The following is a 15,444-nucleotide window of genomic DNA, read 5'->3' on the forward strand; positions in this document are numbered from 1 at the left end:
TTGCTTCTCCTGTAGCTCAACCGGCCGTGCCGGCAAGCGTCTGCTGGAGTTCATCCAGCGACGATTCGATTTGGGTCCAGCGCTTGTCGCGCTTCTTTTCCTTGCCTTCGCTGGCTTCGATCAGCAGCGCGGCCTGTTTCAGCAGCAACTCGCCGGCGCCGCAGCTGGGGCGAGCGCCGCTGTAGCGCACGCCATCGACCTGGAAGGAGAGCACTTCGCCCTCGCTCACCGGGGCGGTGCGTCCGTTCGGTGCGAGCTGGGTCAGCGTGTTGGTCCAGTTGCTGACCAAGCGCTTGGCCAGGGCCGCCGGAATCGGGATCTCGACCGTTTCCGGGGTCTGCTGGGTGCGGAACTGCACGCTGCCGCGGTCAGTCTGGCTGACCCAGCTGTAGACGCGCTCGTCGGCGCGGCTATGCCGCAGGGTCCAGTCGGCGCCCTCCTTGCCCGGCACCAACGACACCGCGCTCTCCACGCCACGTGTGGGCAGGGTCAGCAACGACAAGGCGGGCTTGGTGCCGCCATCCAGCAGCGTGGTGACGGCCGTGCCGTAGTTGCCCACGGCCGGCGGCCAGCCGCGGCCGAGCGTGCTCTCGCATTCGCGTGCGGCCGCGGTTGTCCACGGCAGCACGCCGAGCGCGGCGATGGTCAGCAGCGCGGCCCTCACAGCAGGACGCGACGCATGTCGGCCAGCACCTGGCTGAGATAGGTGGTGAAACGGGCTGCCAGGGCGCCGTCGATGACCCGGTGGTCGTAGCTCAGCGACAACGGCAGCATCAGCTTCGGCGCGAAATCCTTGCCGTTCCAGACCGGCTGCATCGCCGACTTGGACACGCCCAGGATCGCCACTTCCGGCGCATTGATGATCGGCGTGAACGCAGTGCCGCCGATGCCGCCGAGCGAGCTGATCGAGAAGCAGCCGCCGCTCATGTCGGCCGGGCCTAGCTTGCCGTCGCGCGCCTTCTTGGCCAGCTCGCCGCTTTCCTGCGCGATCTGCAACACGCCCTTCTTGTCGACATCGCGGATCACCGGCACGACCAGGCCATTCGGCGTATCGGCCGCAAACCCGATATGGAAGTACTTCTTCAGGGTAAGGTTTTCGCCGGCCGCATCCAGCGAGGCGTTGAACTCGGGGAACTTCTTCAGCGCCGCGGCACTGGCCTTGACCAGGAAGGCGAGCATGGTGAGCTTGATGCCGGCCTTCTCGTTCTCTTTGTTGAGCGCCACGCGCAGGGCTTCCAGGTCGGTGATGTCGGCCGACTCGAACTGGGTGACGTGCGGAATCATTGCCCAGTTGCGCGCCAGGTTGGCACCGGAAATCTTCTTGATGCGCGACAGCGGCTGGGTCTCGGTCTCGCCGAACTTGCTGAAGTCCACCTTCGGCCACGCCAGCAGGTTCAGGCCATTGCCGCCACCGGCCGGCGCGGCACCGGCTGCGGCAGGTGCGCCGCCGCTGAGTGCGGCCTTGACGAAGCGCTGCACGTCTTCACGGGTGATGCGGCCGCCCTTTTCGCTGCCCTTGAGCTGATTCAGGTCCACGCCCAGTTCGCGTGCGAACACGCGCACCACCGGGCTGGCGTACGGCACCTTGGACGGCAGCACGCTGTCGGCATCGAAGGTCACCGGCGGGCTGCTCGGGTTGCCTGCGGACGGCTGGCCGCCCTGCGCTGCCGGCGTGCCGGTGCCGGAACGCGCGCCCTGCACCTGCGCGATTTCGCGCTGGGCCAGCTTGTCCGGCTCGGCCGGGACGGCAACCGGCTCGACCTTGCCCGCGGTTTCGGCGGTGTCGGTGGTGGGCTTGGCCGGCGACTGCGCCGCACCGGCGCCGCCGTCGGCGGCTGCAATGATCGCCACCACATTGCCCTGCGAGAGCGTGTCGCCGACCTTGACCTTGAGTTCCTTGACCACGCCGGCGGCCGAGGACGGGACTTCCATCGTGGCCTTGTCCGATTCCAGCGTGACCAGGCTCTGGTCCTTGGCGACGGTATCGCCCACGGCCACCAGCACTTCGATCACCGGGATGTCGGTGTAATCGCCGATATCGGGCACACGCGCTTCGATCAGGCCGCCGCCGTCCGAAGAGGCCGCAGGCGCAGCAGATTCGGCCCTGGCAGTCGGTGCCGGGGCGGCGGCGGGCGCAGCCTTGGCCGGTGCGGCGGGCGCAGCGGCAGCGGCGGGCTTGGCGGCATCGGCGCTGGCGTCGGCCACTTCGATCAATGCCACCAGCGCGCCCTGCGAGAGCGAATCGCCGACCTTGACCTTGATCTCCTTGACCACGCCAGCCACCGACGAAGGCACTTCCATGGTGGCCTTGTCCGATTCCAGCGTGACCAGGCTCTGGTCCTTGCTGACCGTATCGCCGACGGACACCAGCACCTCGATTACCGGGACGTCGCTGTAGTCACCGATATCGGGGACAAGTGCTTCCTTGATTTCGGCCATACGGGGAACTCCGGCAACAGAATGGGGAAACCCCTATTGTGGCCGGCTGCGGGCCGCAGCGCCAACCATTGCCGTGCAAAAAGTCGCGCGCCAGGCAGGATGCAGCGTCCGCATGCATGCGCACGCCGCTCATTTCGTCGCGCGCCGATCGACCCGCAACAGTTGCAGTGGCTCGCCCGACGGCAAACGATACGCCAGCGCATTGTCCAACCCATCGAGCGCTTCCAGGCGCTGGCACAACTGCTGCGCGCGCGGCCGCAATGCACGCGCCTGCGGCTCGACCAGGCGCTCGACGCGGGCCTCCATGCCATCGAGCGAACGCAGCTGCACGTCATTTCCGGTGATTGCGGACTGCACCGCACCGGCCACCACATCGCCGATCAGCTGCGGCAGCAGCTCGGCGACCAGCGCGCCGATGTCGTCGTCGATATCGATCGGGGTCAGCTGGCTTTTGCTGAAACTCTGCTTCAAGCGCACATCGATCTTCTCGCGCACGTTTGCCAGCTGCAGGCGCGTGGCGTCCGGGCTGCGACTGAAGCCGGCGGCCACCTCGCCCAATGCGGTGATTGCGATATCGGCCGCTTCGCGCCCGACTGCCTGCGCCAGTGGCACCGCATCGCGGGTCTGGCGCTCGAACTGGATCAGGCGGGCGCGATCGTCTGCGCTCAATGCCACCCAGCGGTCGTCGATGAATAGCGCATCACCAGCCGCTGCGGCGTGCCTGATCCGCGGATCAGGATCAGGCTGCGTGCGTTGAGCGTGAGGTCGTAATCGCTGTCGACCTCGCAGTGCAGGTCCTGGTCCTTGGCAGCGGCCACCCCTGCGCCGCTCAACAGCCCGAACAGCACAGCTGCTGCCATCGTGATCGCGTGTTTGATTGCCATCTGGCCACTCCGTTGTGGGCTGGCGGCAGCATGCCCGCACCTCTGGCACGCAGGCCTGTGCCGGAGGCTGGCATGACTTCTGGCCACTGGCCGCCACGCGCGCAGCGCAGGTGTCGACAGCAGGCGGGCGGCGTGCATCAACCATCAGTGCGCGGCACCGCGACGACGGCGTGGTTCGCTGCGACGCGCGCATTCCACACCGACCTCGCGTCGTGCCACCTCGGCTAGCGCACCGCGTCGCACAGGGGTTGCCAGGCTGCCGCCAGCCGCGGCAGCGACCAGGCGGCATTGGCCGGGCTGGTGGATGGCAACGCGACGACTGGCAGCGCGCAACGCTGCGCCGATAGCAGCGGCTGGACGTGCCGGCGCCAGGCCTGTGCTGCCGCAGTGCCATTGCAGGCCACCATGCGCAGCTGCGGCAGCGTAGCCAGCAACGCGGGCAGCGGATTGACCACGATGCTCGCCGCCGCAATGGACGTATCCAGACTGCCACGCCGCTCGCATTGGCCGATGACATCCCACAGGCCCACGCGATGGTCGAGCAATGCATGCAAGCGCAGTGCATAGCTTGCGGCTGTATCAATGCCCAACAGGGCATGCATCAGCGGCCAGAAACGATTGCGTGGATGCGCGTAGTAACGCGCGGCTTCCAGTGATGCGACACCGGGCATCGAACCAAGCAGCAACACCCTGCAATCGCTGCGAATGTGCGCTGGCAAGCCTCGGCTGAGGTGTTTTTCCGTCACGGCAATCGCATCTGCGTGAATGTCTTTTTCAGACTGCATGACGTAACGGCGGCCTTCTTGGGGTACTTCCTGAACAAACGAAATTTTAGCGGGCCACAGGTGGGCGTGGATTCAGATTTTTAGGAATAGTTTTGGCGCGGCCCACTCCACGGGCCTAACAACAAGACGAGGAGACCCTCATGCGTTCCATTTCCATCCTGAGCCTGGCTGCTGTATCTGCACTTGCGATTGCACCGTCCGCGTTCGCGCAGGACACCACCTATACCGGCGACACCTCCTCGACTTCTTCCAGCACGCTGTCCACCAGCGGCGATACCGCCTCCGGCAAGCACTGGGCCGTGGTCGGTGGCGTGGCACTGCTGAACCCCAAGAACAACCCGGCTCCGGGCCTTGACGTCGATGGCGGCCCGGCACCGACGCTGAGCGCCAGCTACTACATCAACGACAACTGGGCCGTCGAACTGTGGGGCGCAGCGGACAAGTTCAACCACCGTGTCAACGCCGATGGCGTGGGCAAGGTCGGTACCGTCGAGCAGCAGCCGATCGCCATCAGCGGTCAGTACCACTTCGGCGAAACCGACAACGTGTTCCGTCCGTTCGTGGGCGTGGGCTACTACGAGTCGAACTTCAGCAACGAGAAGATCGACGCAGCGTCGACCACCGGCGATCACGTGGGCCTGAGCACCGCCAAGGGCGTCATCGGCACCGTTGGTGTGGACATGAACATCAACTCCACCTGGTTCGCGCGTGCCGACGCCCGCTACATGCGTTCGCGTCCGGAACTGCGCGTGGGTGGCCAGGGCACCGGCAGCGAGCTGGAACTGGATCCGTGGACCGTTGGCTTCGGCATCGGTGCGCGCTTCTAAGCACGCCGCTGCCCGCCAGGGCTTTGGTTGAACAAAAACGGGCCGAAAGGCCCGTTTTTTGTGCGTGGTGCAAGCTGCGTAAATTGCGGGCCATTACGACCGAGCTCTGAGGTGCTGTGCCGGCCCTCCACGTGCGCATGCGCATAGTGACGTGCCTAGGTGTACCGGCTCTGCTTCAGCGCGTCTCATGCATCTGTGACTCCATGCACCTGCATGCGTCGACGCGGCTGTTCGCATGCGTCGAACACCATCACCTGATGCACCCTCAAACGCACTCACCGCCAATAAACGCTGCCGCGCAGACGTGCGCTGCGCCAGCGCCACCACAGCAAGGTGACATAGGCGAGCGCGTAACCGAGCAAGACGCCGGCAGCGCCGAGCAGGCTGGCATGACTGAGCCACCCCTCGGTTGGCCAGGCGACGCCCTGCCAGGCGCTACGCCAGCCCTGCACCATCCCGGCGATCACCCGCACCACGACCAACGCGGTCAAGGCCAACACCAGCCACAGGTTGGGCCGGTAAAACAGCCCTTGCGTGGTGCGTTCGAAGCGGGTCAGGCGCAGCGCCAACGCCCCGAGCGCCAACCCGCAGACCCAGCCGAACGCGGCGTGGCTGATCGCGCCGGGCCAGAACGCCGCCGCGATCACGCTGAAGATCGCAAACAGCACGCTGGAGATACCCGCCGACACCAGGTTGATCATCAGTAGCCAGCCACGCGCCTGACGACGTGCAGTCCCCATGCGAAACCGCTGCAGCAGCGACAACGGGAACACCACCACGAACACCGCCAGGGCAATGATGACGGCCAGCGGGATGGCGAGCAGCAAAGGCATTGAGTGAGTGCCGGAGAAAGATGGCCGATGACGCTACTACGCGGACGTGCAGCGGCGCGTGTTCGGCCAATCGATTCCCATCTGCGGCGCAGCGAACGCGCTCGGCTGGGGCGGGGGAAGCGGTGGCTTGAAAACCGCTGGCAAGGATCGGGCGCATCCTGCCGAAAATCTTCGACGACCACACAGACCTCATTGGCAGGTTGACGCAGAGCTGCGATCTGCGCGCCGTTTAGCAAGGACGGAACCCCGCCTGGCGAGCTGAAACTGGATCGGTGGGACTGTTGACCTCGGTACCGGCGCGCGCCTCCAAACGATCAAAATCCGATGTTCGAAAATAAGGTCCTGCGGATCCGTTTTCTTCGATGTAGAACACTTCGTTTTCCAGACCCATCGGTTCGGCAGCGGGCGCGTCTTCATGCAGGGACGATGCGAGAATCGATACGTGTATCGCCGACGGTCCTGATTCCATGAAGCCGGCTTCCATCAGACCCGACACATCCACCAGCACCACCTACACTGCGGAGCCGCCGCCGTCGGCCGATCCAGCCGACGGGAGTGCGGCATGGCCAGCGCCCCATCCCGATTGCCAGGGGTTGTCACGCCAAAGACCCAGAAAGCGTGTTGCCGACACCGCGGGCGATTGCGATGGCGCACGGGCCGCCAGCCATGCGCGCCCATGCCGCAGCGACGCGTTCGCGATCCCGGACGGCTTTACCAGGGAGCAGATCCAGCCATTTCGCGATCTGGAACGACAATACGCCACGCTGTTCCAAACATCCCATGTCTGCGCAGTCCAATCTGCACGCGACATCCAAGCCAGCCGGACAATGGATGTGGAGATGGACGAATGTGCCGTCATCAATCTCGCGCACGATGGATTTGATTCGATCGGCACGCACGGCTTGTCTTCATGCGTCTGCATTTGTGCGAAAGGAAAGAATCCTCGCGGCCACGACATCCTGGGCCTGCTGCATTATTCCGGAATACAGGATGCACAGGATGCGCTTTCCGAAATCCGGGACGATATGCGGGAAGAAGGCGTGCAAGAACCCGAAATATTCCTGGTAGGCGGCATGATCTCCAACCAAGACGAGCTGGGCAGCTTCGAAATCGAGAGAGATCTGCTGGCGCTGCAGCGCCCCTTCAATATCGTAGGCGCCAAACTTCATCCCAGCATGAGCGATCGCAATGGTGAGGAAAATGCCATCAACCTGGTCATGACGGCCAATGGCATCTACTACTACAAGTCGTGGTAAAGACGCCTCGATGCGAAGGCGCCGCCTGCGCTCAAAACGCCGGCAGCACCGCGCCCTTGTACTTCTGCTCGATAAAGGCTTTCACTTCTGGGCTGGTCAGCGCTTTGGCCAGTTTCTGCACGCGCGCATCGTCCTTGTTGTCGGCGCGCGCCACCAGGAAGTTGACGTACGGCGAATCCTTGCTTTCGATCGCCAGCGCATCGCGGGTGGGGTTGAGCCCGGCGTCGAGCGCGTAGTTGGTGTTGATCAGCGCCAGATCGACCTGGTCCAGTACGCGCGGCAGCATGGCCGAATCGAGTTCGCGGAATTTGAGGTGCTTGGGGTTCTCGACGATGTCGCGCTGGCTGGACAGCGCGTTGCTCGGGTCCTTGAGTTTGATCACCCCGGCCTTGTCGAGCAGGATCAACGCGCGGCTGTTGTTGCTCGGGTCGTTGGGGATCACCACGTCGGCACCGGTGGGCAGTTCGGCCAGCGCCTTGAAGCGGCGCGAATAGGCACCGAACGGCTCGATATGCACGCCGACGACGGTGACCAGCTGGCTCTTGCGGTCGCGGTTGTACGCATCCAGATAGGGCTCGGTCTGGAAGTAGTTGACGTCGATCTGCTTCTGCACGACCTGGTCGTTGGGCTGCACGTAGTCGTTGAACACCCGCACATCGAGCTTGACGCCCTGCTTGGCCAGCAGCGGTTCGACCACTTCCAGGATTTCGGCATGCGGTACCGCCGTGGCGGCCACGGTCAGGGTGTCGCCGCCGCTGCCACTGCCGCCACTGCCGCCGCCACAGGAGGCCAACGCCAGTGTGGCGGCTGCCAGGAAGGAACGAAACGCGAATGTGCTCATGGAGGAATCCGTGGGAGGAGGAATGCGGACCTGCCGCAGGCGATCAACCTACCAGACGCGGCGTGTGGCAGCGATGCACCGCGCGGTGCGGACGGGGCGATGCAGCGGTTGGGTCACACGTGCGCCCCAACGGCCGCGCACCGGCTCAGCGCCGGCTGTAATGCGCCACCAGGCGGTCGCCCAGCATCTGCAGCACCTGCACCAGCACCAGCAAGGCGATGACCGTGATCAGTGCCACGTCCGAGTGCGAGCGCAGGTAGCCCTCGCGGTAGGCCACATCGCCCAGGCCGCCGGAACCGATCGCACCGCCCATCGCGGTGAAGCCGATCAGCGCGATCGTGGTCACGGTGGCGCCGGCGATCAGGCCGGGGCGCGCTTCGGGCAACAGCACCCGCAGCACCAGCTGTCGGGTGGTGGCGCCCATTGCCTGGCTGGCCTCGATGATGCCGCGGTCGACCTCGCGCAGCGCGGTTTCCACCAGGCGTGCGTAGAACGGCGCGGCGCCAACCACCAGCGGCAGGATGGCGCCGCGCACGCCGAGCGAGGTGCCCATCAGCATCAGCGTGAGCGGGATCATCGCGATCATCAAAATGATGAAGGGCACCGAGCGCAACAGGTTGATCAGCGCCGCGAGCGCGCCGTACAGCACCGGGCGGCGGCGCAACTGCGGCGCCCCGCACAGGAACAGCGCAACGCCCAGCGGCAGGCCGATCAGCAATGTCAATGGCAACGCGCCGGCCAGCATCAGCAAGGTGTCGAGGGTGGCCTGGCCGATATCGCCCCACTTGGCGGCATCGAGATTGCGGAAGAAACCGCCGGCGGCGGCAACGATCGGGGTCATACGCGCAGTTCCTCCACCTGCACGCCGGCGGCGACGAAACCGGCGCGTGCTGCGTTGTGGTCGCCGCCGGTCAGGGCGACGATGAGCTGGCCGTAGGGCGTGTCCTTGATGCGATCCACCCGCCCGGACAGGATGTTGTAGTCGACCCCGGTTTCGCGGGCGATGCTGCCCAAGACAGGTTCGTAGGTGCCGTTACCCAGAAAGGTCAGCCGCACGATGCGCCCGCCGACTGCGGCGAAATCGCGATGCAGCTCGGCTTCGTCCACATGCTCGGCTTCGGACACGAAGCGCCGGGTGGTGGCGTGTTTGGGATGCAGGAACACCTCGGTGACCGGACCGGTTTCCACCAGTTTGCCGGCGTCCAGCACCGCGACGCGGTCGCAGACACGGCGGATCACATCCATCTCATGGGTGATCAGCACGATGGTCAGGCCCAGCTCGCGGTTGATCTGCGCCAGCAGCTGCAGCACCGAGGCGGTGGTCTGCGGGTCCAGCGCGCTGGTGGCCTCGTCGCACAGCAGGATCTGCGGCCGGGTGGCCAGCGCGCGCGCGATGCCGACGCGCTGCTTCTGCCCGCCCGAGAGTTGCGCCGGATACTTGTTGGCGTGCTCCTGCAGCCCGACCCGGGCCAGCAGTTCGGCCACGCGCGCATCGATCTCGGCGCGCGGTGTGCCGGCCAGTTCCAGCGGGAAGGCGACATTGCCGGCCACGGTGCGCGAGGACAGCAGGTTGAAGTGCTGGAAAATCATGCCGATGCGGCGACGCAAGGCGCGCAGGCCCTGGCGGTCCAGCGCGGTCACGTCCTCCTCGCCGATCAGCAGACGGCCGCCGCTAGGCGCTTCCAGCCGGTTGATCAGCCGGATCAGCGTGGATTTGCCGGCGCCGGAATGGCCGATGATGCCGAATACTTCGCCGGGGCCGATCCGCAGATCGAGCGGATGCAGCGCCACGATCTGGCGACCGTCGACGGAATAGGACTTGTGCAGGCGCTGAAACTGGATCACCGCGCGTGGCCGATTGGGGGGGGCGTGAAGCCTACCAGTCAATGTTTGGGGCCGTCATTCCATTCGGTTCTAACGACTGGGATTCGGGAGTCGGGATTGGGGGTTGGCAAGGCGGATGCCCTCGCCTTTGCGAATCCCGAGCCTCCAATCCCTACCGCTGGCAAGGCCTAGATCTGGGACTCGTCAGAGCAGGCGCGCCCTGCTTTGACGAATCCCGAATCCCGAATCCCCAATCACGGCCTATCCAGCGGCGGCGGACGGTCAGCCTGCCGTATCCGCTCCCGGCGCAACAAATACAGGCCGCTGGCGACGATGATGCCCGCGCCGGTCCAGGTCCAGCTGTCGGGTAGGGTCTGCCACAGCAGCCAGTCCCAGCCGATCACCCAGACCAGACCGGTGTATTCCAGCGGGGCGATCATCGAGGCCTCGCCGCGCATGAAGGCCTGGGTCAGCGCAACCTGGCCCAGCGCACCGGCCAGGCCCATGCCGGCGATCAGCCCGGCGTGCCCGGCCTGTAGCGGCACCCAGCCGGGGATGGCCAGCAACCCGGCGCCGATGGCCATGAACAGCAAGAACCACACCACCATTGCCTGCGGGGTGTCGGTGCGGGTCAGCAGGCTCACGGTGACCGCCGCGACGGCATAGGCAGTGGCGGCCAGCAACACCATCAGCCCGGGCAGCGAGATCAGCCCGTCCACGCCCGGGCGCAGCACCACGATCACCCCGACCAGGCCAATGCCAATGGCGGTCCAGCGGCGCGGGCCGACATGCTCGCCCAGCAGCGGCACCGACAGCGCGGCCACCAGCAGCGGCGCCACGAAATACAGCGTGTAGGCGGTGGACAAGGGCATACGTTTGATGCCAAAGACGAAGCAGCCGATCATCAGCATGCCCAGCACCCCGCGCAGCAGATGCAGTCCCCAGCGCACCGGCACGATTGCCCGCGGCCCGGCGGTGGCGAACACCCACACCAGCACGAACGGCAACGAGGCGCCGCCGCGCAACAAGGTGACCTGCAGCGGCGGGTAATGCGCCGAGAGCAGCTTCATTCCCGCATCCATCAGCGAGAAACAGGCCACGGCGGCCACCATCCAGGCGATGGCGGGAAGCGGGGAGCGGGTGGTGGGCATGCGCGCATTATCGCCGCGGCACTGGCACGCCCGCCAATGCCGGCATGACGGCCGGCGCGGCACGATGGCCTAGAATGGCGGCTGTTTTTCAATTGCAGGAGCTTTGCATGCCTTCCTTCGACGTTGTGTCCGAAGTAGACAAGCACGAACTGACCAATGCGGTGGATCAGGCCAACCGCGAGCTGGACACACGTTTCGACTTCAAAGGCGTCGAGGCCAGGTTCGAGCTGGAAGACGGCAAGGTGATCAACCAGTCCGCGCCCAGCGATTTCCAGATCAAGCAGATGACCGACATCCTGCGCGCTCGGCTGCTGGCGCGCGGCATCGACATCCGCTGCCTGGAATTTGGCGATGTGGAAACCAATCTGGCCGGCGCGCGGCAGAAAGTGACCGTCAAGCAAGGCATCGAGCAGAAGCAGGCCAAGCAGCTGGTGGCCAAGTTGAAGGAAGCCAAGCTCAAGGTCGAGGCGCAGATCAATGGCGACAAGCTGCGCGTTACCGGAAAGAAGCGCGACGATCTGCAGGACGCGATCGCGCTGCTGAAAAAGGCCGACTTCGAACTGCCGTTGCAGTTCGACAACTTCCGCGATTGAGTGCGTCTGGGTGATCGTAACGATCGGGACGGCACTGCCGGTGCGTGCAGTGCAGCCGGGTGAGCCGGATTGGCGTCTGCGGCCTGCGCGCCGCACACCGGGCGGTTGCGCCCGTCACCTGGCCGCACTGGCCTAGCCTGCGAGCATGCGCGACCTGTTCGCCAGCCTGTTGCAACGCCTGCGCATGCACGGGCCGGCGAACGCAGCGGGCGAACACGCCAGGCACGCCGCCGCCCATGCGCAACCACGCATCGAGGCCGGCTCGACGCTGCACACCATGGCCGGCCTGGATCCGGTAGCGGCAGCGGCGTTTGCCGATGCCTTCCTGGTGGAGATCGAACATGCCATCGCCACCTGTACGCTCGACGATGCCGGCATGCCACAGGCGCAGGCGCTGCAGCAGATCCACTCGTTGAAAAACACCATTTCGCTGACCGGCTCGCAGCAGTTGCTCAAGGCCTGCGACCAGTTGCGCGACGCCGCAAGCCACGGCGCACTGGGCGAAACGCTGGCGCAGCGCTTCACTGCGGTGGCAAACGCGGCTGGCCTGCTGGTCAAGCAGTACCGGCGTACCCTCCCCTCAGACGACGCGGACCCTCATGCGTAGCACTCCCAATCGCGCAGCGCCCGGCCTGATCCTGGCCGCCAGGCAATTGCATAACGACAGACTGGTGCGGCTGTTCGAGTCGTTCCTGGAATATCGCGCCTGCGTCGGCCGTGTGATCGTGCAGACCATCGTCACTGCGTGGTGCCTGGGCTGGCTGTACGGGCCGCAACCGGTGCTGGTGGCCGACGCGCACCATGTCTTTCCCACTGCGCTGAGCCTGTGGGCGCTGTCGGTGGTGTGGATGCTGCTGGTGCGCCGCCGTGTCATTGCGCCCAGCGAATGGCTCGATGCGATGGGGTTTGCGATGAACTTGTTGTTCATCGGCATCCAGACCTACCTGGCCTTCATCCTGCTGATGTCGTTGAACGCATTTTTGCCGTTCATCACCATCGCTGCGGTGGCGCGTTACGGGCAACGCGCGATATTTCCGGTGTTGCTCAGCACCTTCGTGCTGATGCTGTTGACCGCACCGTCAGGCTACTGGCTGTCGCGTCCGGCATATTTCGTCTATGCCGTGGCGCTGATCATCGTGCTGCCGTTGCTGGTGGCGCGGATCGTGCTTGCGATGCAGGAAGTGGCACTGCAGGCGCTGGCCTCGCGCGATGCGCAAAGCCGTTTCATCAGCACCATGAGCCACGAATTGCGCACCCCGCTGAATGCGGTGATCAACTGCGCCCAGTTGATCGAGACCGAACAAATGCCGGCGCAGCAACGCGAGTTGCTGCAATCGGTGACCGCCAATGCGACCGCACTGCGCCATCGTGTCAACGAGGTGCTGGACGTGGCCAGCATCGATGGCGGGCGCCTGCAGCTGCATCGCAAGCCCTTGAACCTGCTGGACGTGGTCACCACGGTGAAAGCGGTCTGCGCCACCGCGGCGTCCAGCAAGGGCGTCACGCTCGATGTGCGTGTCGATAGCCCGCGAGCACCGCATGTGATGGGCGACGAAGGCCGCATCGAACAGGTGATCAGCAACCTGGTGATCAACGCGATCAAGTTCACCCCGGCCGGCGGCACGGTGGATCTGCTGATCGACGCGACCCAGGTGCAGGAGCGCTGGAGCATCGCAGTGACCGTCACCGACACCGGTATCGGCGTACCGGACGATCAGAAGGCCTACATCTTCACCCCGTTCACTCAGCTCAGTACCGGCTTCAGTCGCGTCGAGGGCGGCGTGGGCCTGGGCCTGTACATCGCGCTGTCCGTCTCCGATGCGATGGGCGGCAGCCTCACCGTGAGCGACAACCCCGCCGGTGGCAGCATCTTTCGCTGGATCTTCGAACTGCCCGGCGCCGCGGCCGGTAGCAATACGCTCGCACTGCGCGATGCGCTGGCCCAGCACGCACAAAACGTACCCTCCCTGCATTGCCTGGTCTTTGAAGACATGGATACCAATCGTCTGGTGATCGGCAATCTGCTGACCCGCGCCGGGCATCGGGTGAGCTTCCAGGTCGATGGCACCGATGCGGTGCAGCGCATCCGCGAGGCAGCGCCGGACCTGGTGTTCCTGGACCTGCACATGCCCGGTACGTCCGGCTGGGATGCGCTGCGCGAAGCGCGCGATGCGATGTCGGCGCTGCCGCCGATCATCGTGCTGACCGCCGACACGCGGACCGATTCGATGCGCGACGCCAGTGCGGCGGGCGTGGCCGGCTATCTGCCCAAGCCGATCAATGCGCACGAGTTGCTGGCATTGCTCGCCCAGCACGCCAGCCATGCACGCCCCTGAGCTCAAGCCGGGCAACGCCGCACGCGTCTACTGGCACCATGCCGCACACGCCAGCATGCCGCTGGTGGTGCTGTACCTGCACGGCTTCAGCGCCAGCCCGGGCGAAGCAGGCACGCTACCCGAACAGATGGCCGATGCGCTGACCGCCAACGGCTACGTGCATCGCTGGCCCGGGCACGGGCTCGCCGCCGCCGATGCGATGCAGGGGCTCACCCCGGCGGTGTTGCAGGCCTCGGCGCTGGAAGCACTGGCCCAGGCGCAACGCATGGGCGAGCGGGTTGCGATCGTCGGCTCGTCGATGGGCGCCACGCTGGGTTTGTGGCTGGCCACGCAGTGCCCGGACGCGGTGGCCGGTGTGGTCGCTTGGTCGCCCGGCATCCGGCCCGCCGACCCGGCATTGCTCGAACAGCTCTGCGCCGCACAGGCCCCGCTGATCGACCCGCGTACGCGCACGCCTGCCGCGCGTGCGTTCTGGTCGGAGACGATCCATCCGGACGGATTTCGCGCCTTGCGTGACCTGTTTGAGCGCGTGGCCGCCGATCCGCCGTGGCCACGCGTGCGCTGCCCGGTATTTCTAGGCTATTACCGCGCTGCCGATGGCCGCGAAGACGGCGTTGCCTCGGTGCCGGCGATGCTGCAGATGTTCGCAGCGCTGGGCACTGCGCCGGCGCACAGGCAGGCGCTGGCCTTCGACACCGGCGCGCATGCGATCGGATCGCCGCACAAGACGCCGCTGGCCGGCGCCGTAGCGCAGGCGTCCATCGCGTTCTTGCAGGCGCAGCTGTGTGCTGCGCCGCACGGCCGGGGTGCGTGAGCGCAAGCTGGTCTGCGTGCGTGGCGGAAAGAAACCTGCCGCCTTGCTGGCAGCGTCGCGACGGTGCCCACTAGCGCCCGGTGCTGCCAGCAACCACGCGCGCGGCCCGCCGCATAGTGATCGCATACACTGGCGCGCCATCCCGCTGCCGCCACGATGACCACCACGCCCGCGACCTCCGATCCGATCGCCGACACCCGCAGATGGATCGAACGCGCGGTGATCGGATTGAACCTGTGTCCGTTCGCCAAGGCGGTGTACGTCAAAGAGCAGGTGCGGCTGGTGCTCAGCGATGCCAGCACGCCCGAAGCCCTGCTGGAACAACTGGCCGAGGAACTGGTGCTGCTGCGCGATACACCGGCCGAACAGATCGACACCACGCTGATCGTGCACCCGGACGTGCTCACCGACTTCCTGGACTACAACGACTTTCTCGACAATGCCGATGCGGCGGTGGAAGCGCTGGACCTGCAAGGCGTGTTGCAGGTGGCCAGCTTCCATCCGGATTACCAGTTCGCAGGCGCGGCGCTGGACGATGTGGCCAACTTCACCAACCGCTCGCCCTTCCCCACCTTGCATCTGTTGCGCGAAGACAGCGTCGAGCGTGCAGTGGCGGCGTTCCCGGATCCGGATGTGATTGTCGAACGCAATATCCAGACGCTCGAACGCCTGGGCAGCGACGGCTGGGAGCGCGTGTTGAACGGCGCCGAGCACTGAGTGCTGCAGCTGCCGCGCGGGACTGCAGGCGAGCGCGATTCTCGCCCATCTGCGCCCGCAGGGAGTCGACACAAAACATGGCGGAAGTTCTTCAGCCGCATGCGGATCACGTGCTCGCCGTCGACATAGTCGAGCGACCCGTGC

16 protein-coding genes and 1 pseudogene are annotated in these 15,444 nt (G+C 65.7%); 7 read left to right on the forward strand and 10 right to left on the reverse strand.

Features of this window, described 5'->3' with window-relative positions:
* Window positions 1–16: 16 nt before the first annotated feature.
* From EO156_RS12900 to EO156_RS12915, 4 genes and pseudogenes are all read right to left on the reverse strand, one after another.
* Window positions 17–664, reverse strand: coding sequence for a hypothetical protein (locus EO156_RS12900; protein WP_005914702.1), 648 nt, complete (start codon window positions 662–664; stop codon window positions 17–19).
* A complete protein-coding gene (locus tag EO156_RS12905) occupies window positions 661–2,439 on the reverse strand; it encodes a dihydrolipoyllysine-residue acetyltransferase (protein ID WP_029829460.1) in 1,779 nt (592 codons plus the stop codon). Before EO156_RS12905 ends, EO156_RS12900 begins: the two co-directional genes overlap by 4 nt.
* Window positions 2,440–2,568: 129 nt before the next feature.
* A pseudogene (locus EO156_RS12910) lies at window positions 2,569–3,323 on the reverse strand (DUF2884 family protein).
* Window positions 3,324–3,547: 224 nt separating this feature from the next.
* Complete coding sequence (locus EO156_RS12915; protein WP_029829461.1) at window positions 3,548–4,108, reverse strand: DNA-deoxyinosine glycosylase; 561 nt, start codon at window positions 4,106–4,108, stop codon at window positions 3,548–3,550.
* A gap of 140 nt (window positions 4,109–4,248) precedes the next feature.
* Between EO156_RS12915 and EO156_RS12920 the strand changes: the two genes are divergently transcribed.
* Window positions 4,249–4,935, forward strand: coding sequence for an OmpW family outer membrane protein (locus EO156_RS12920; protein WP_016849301.1), 687 nt, complete (start codon window positions 4,249–4,251; stop codon window positions 4,933–4,935).
* Window positions 4,936–5,210: 275 nt separating this feature from the next.
* On the opposite strand, the gene EO156_RS12925 is transcribed toward EO156_RS12920, so the two are convergent.
* Together EO156_RS12925 and EO156_RS12930 are read right to left on the reverse strand one after the other, a co-directional pair.
* Window positions 5,211–5,768 carry a hypothetical protein gene (locus EO156_RS12925; protein WP_016849302.1) on the reverse strand — a complete coding sequence of 186 codons (558 nt, stop codon included), beginning with the start codon at window positions 5,766–5,768 and terminating at the stop codon, window positions 5,211–5,213.
* Window positions 5,769–5,997: 229 nt separating this feature from the next.
* The gene (locus EO156_RS12930; protein WP_196246459.1) at window positions 5,998–6,237 is read right to left on the reverse strand and encodes a hypothetical protein; all 240 of its coding nucleotides are present in this window, start codon (window positions 6,235–6,237) and stop codon (window positions 5,998–6,000) included.
* 124 nt (window positions 6,238–6,361) lie between these two features.
* Between EO156_RS12930 and xopAK the strand changes: the two genes are divergently transcribed.
* Window positions 6,362–7,024, forward strand: a complete 663-nt coding sequence (gene xopAK / locus EO156_RS24385) for a XopAK family type III secretion system effector (protein ID WP_235172462.1) — start codon at window positions 6,362–6,364, stop codon at window positions 7,022–7,024.
* Between the two features lie 31 nt (window positions 7,025–7,055).
* Here the strand turns inward: xopAK and EO156_RS12940 are convergent, their stop codons facing one another.
* From EO156_RS12940 to EO156_RS12955, 4 genes are all read right to left on the reverse strand, one after another.
* Window positions 7,056–7,865, reverse strand: a complete 810-nt coding sequence (locus tag EO156_RS12940) for a MetQ/NlpA family ABC transporter substrate-binding protein (protein ID WP_003489186.1) — start codon at window positions 7,863–7,865, stop codon at window positions 7,056–7,058.
* 145 nt (window positions 7,866–8,010) lie between these two features.
* Window positions 8,011–8,706 carry a methionine ABC transporter permease gene (locus EO156_RS12945; protein ID WP_003489185.1) on the reverse strand — a complete coding sequence of 232 codons (696 nt, stop codon included), beginning with the start codon at window positions 8,704–8,706 and terminating at the stop codon, window positions 8,011–8,013.
* A complete protein-coding gene (locus EO156_RS12950; RefSeq protein ID WP_016849304.1) occupies window positions 8,703–9,710 on the reverse strand; it encodes a methionine ABC transporter ATP-binding protein in 1,008 nt (335 codons plus the stop codon). The genes EO156_RS12945 and EO156_RS12950 overlap by 4 nt, the downstream gene beginning before the upstream one ends.
* 233 nt (window positions 9,711–9,943) lie before the next feature.
* Entirely contained in the window at window positions 9,944–10,840 is an 897-nt protein-coding gene (locus EO156_RS12955) for a DMT family transporter (RefSeq protein WP_015472753.1), read from the reverse strand.
* 107 nt (window positions 10,841–10,947) lie between these two features.
* Here EO156_RS12955 and EO156_RS12960 point away from each other — a divergent pair, with 107 nt between their 5' ends.
* The 5 genes from EO156_RS12960 (at window position 10,948) to EO156_RS12980 (ending at window position 15,300) form a co-directional block, all read left to right on the forward strand.
* Complete coding sequence (locus EO156_RS12960; protein WP_003489178.1) at window positions 10,948–11,433, forward strand: YajQ family cyclic di-GMP-binding protein; 486 nt, start codon at window positions 10,948–10,950, stop codon at window positions 11,431–11,433.
* Between the two features lie 145 nt (window positions 11,434–11,578).
* Window positions 11,579–12,040 carry a hypothetical protein gene (locus EO156_RS12965; RefSeq protein WP_003489176.1) on the forward strand — a complete coding sequence of 154 codons (462 nt, stop codon included), beginning with the start codon at window positions 11,579–11,581 and terminating at the stop codon, window positions 12,038–12,040.
* Window positions 12,033–13,769 carry an ATP-binding protein gene (locus EO156_RS12970; RefSeq protein ID WP_016849305.1) on the forward strand — a complete coding sequence of 579 codons (1,737 nt, stop codon included), beginning with the start codon at window positions 12,033–12,035 and terminating at the stop codon, window positions 13,767–13,769. Before EO156_RS12965 ends, EO156_RS12970 begins: the two co-directional genes overlap by 8 nt.
* Window positions 13,756–14,583: a YqiA/YcfP family alpha/beta fold hydrolase gene (locus EO156_RS12975; protein WP_016849306.1), complete on the forward strand. Its 828-nt coding sequence runs from the start codon at window positions 13,756–13,758 to the stop codon at window positions 14,581–14,583. The genes EO156_RS12970 and EO156_RS12975 overlap by 14 nt, the downstream gene beginning before the upstream one ends.
* Window positions 14,584–14,739: 156 nt before the next feature.
* Window positions 14,740–15,300, forward strand: coding sequence for a DUF1415 domain-containing protein (locus EO156_RS12980; protein ID WP_003489167.1), 561 nt, complete (start codon window positions 14,740–14,742; stop codon window positions 15,298–15,300).
* Window positions 15,301–15,444 lie beyond the last annotated feature (144 nt).

It is taken from the genome of Xanthomonas sp. DAR33341 (assembly GCF_003992815.1).
In the GTDB taxonomy this organism is placed as follows: domain Bacteria; phylum Pseudomonadota; class Gammaproteobacteria; order Xanthomonadales; family Xanthomonadaceae; genus Xanthomonas; species Xanthomonas cissicola.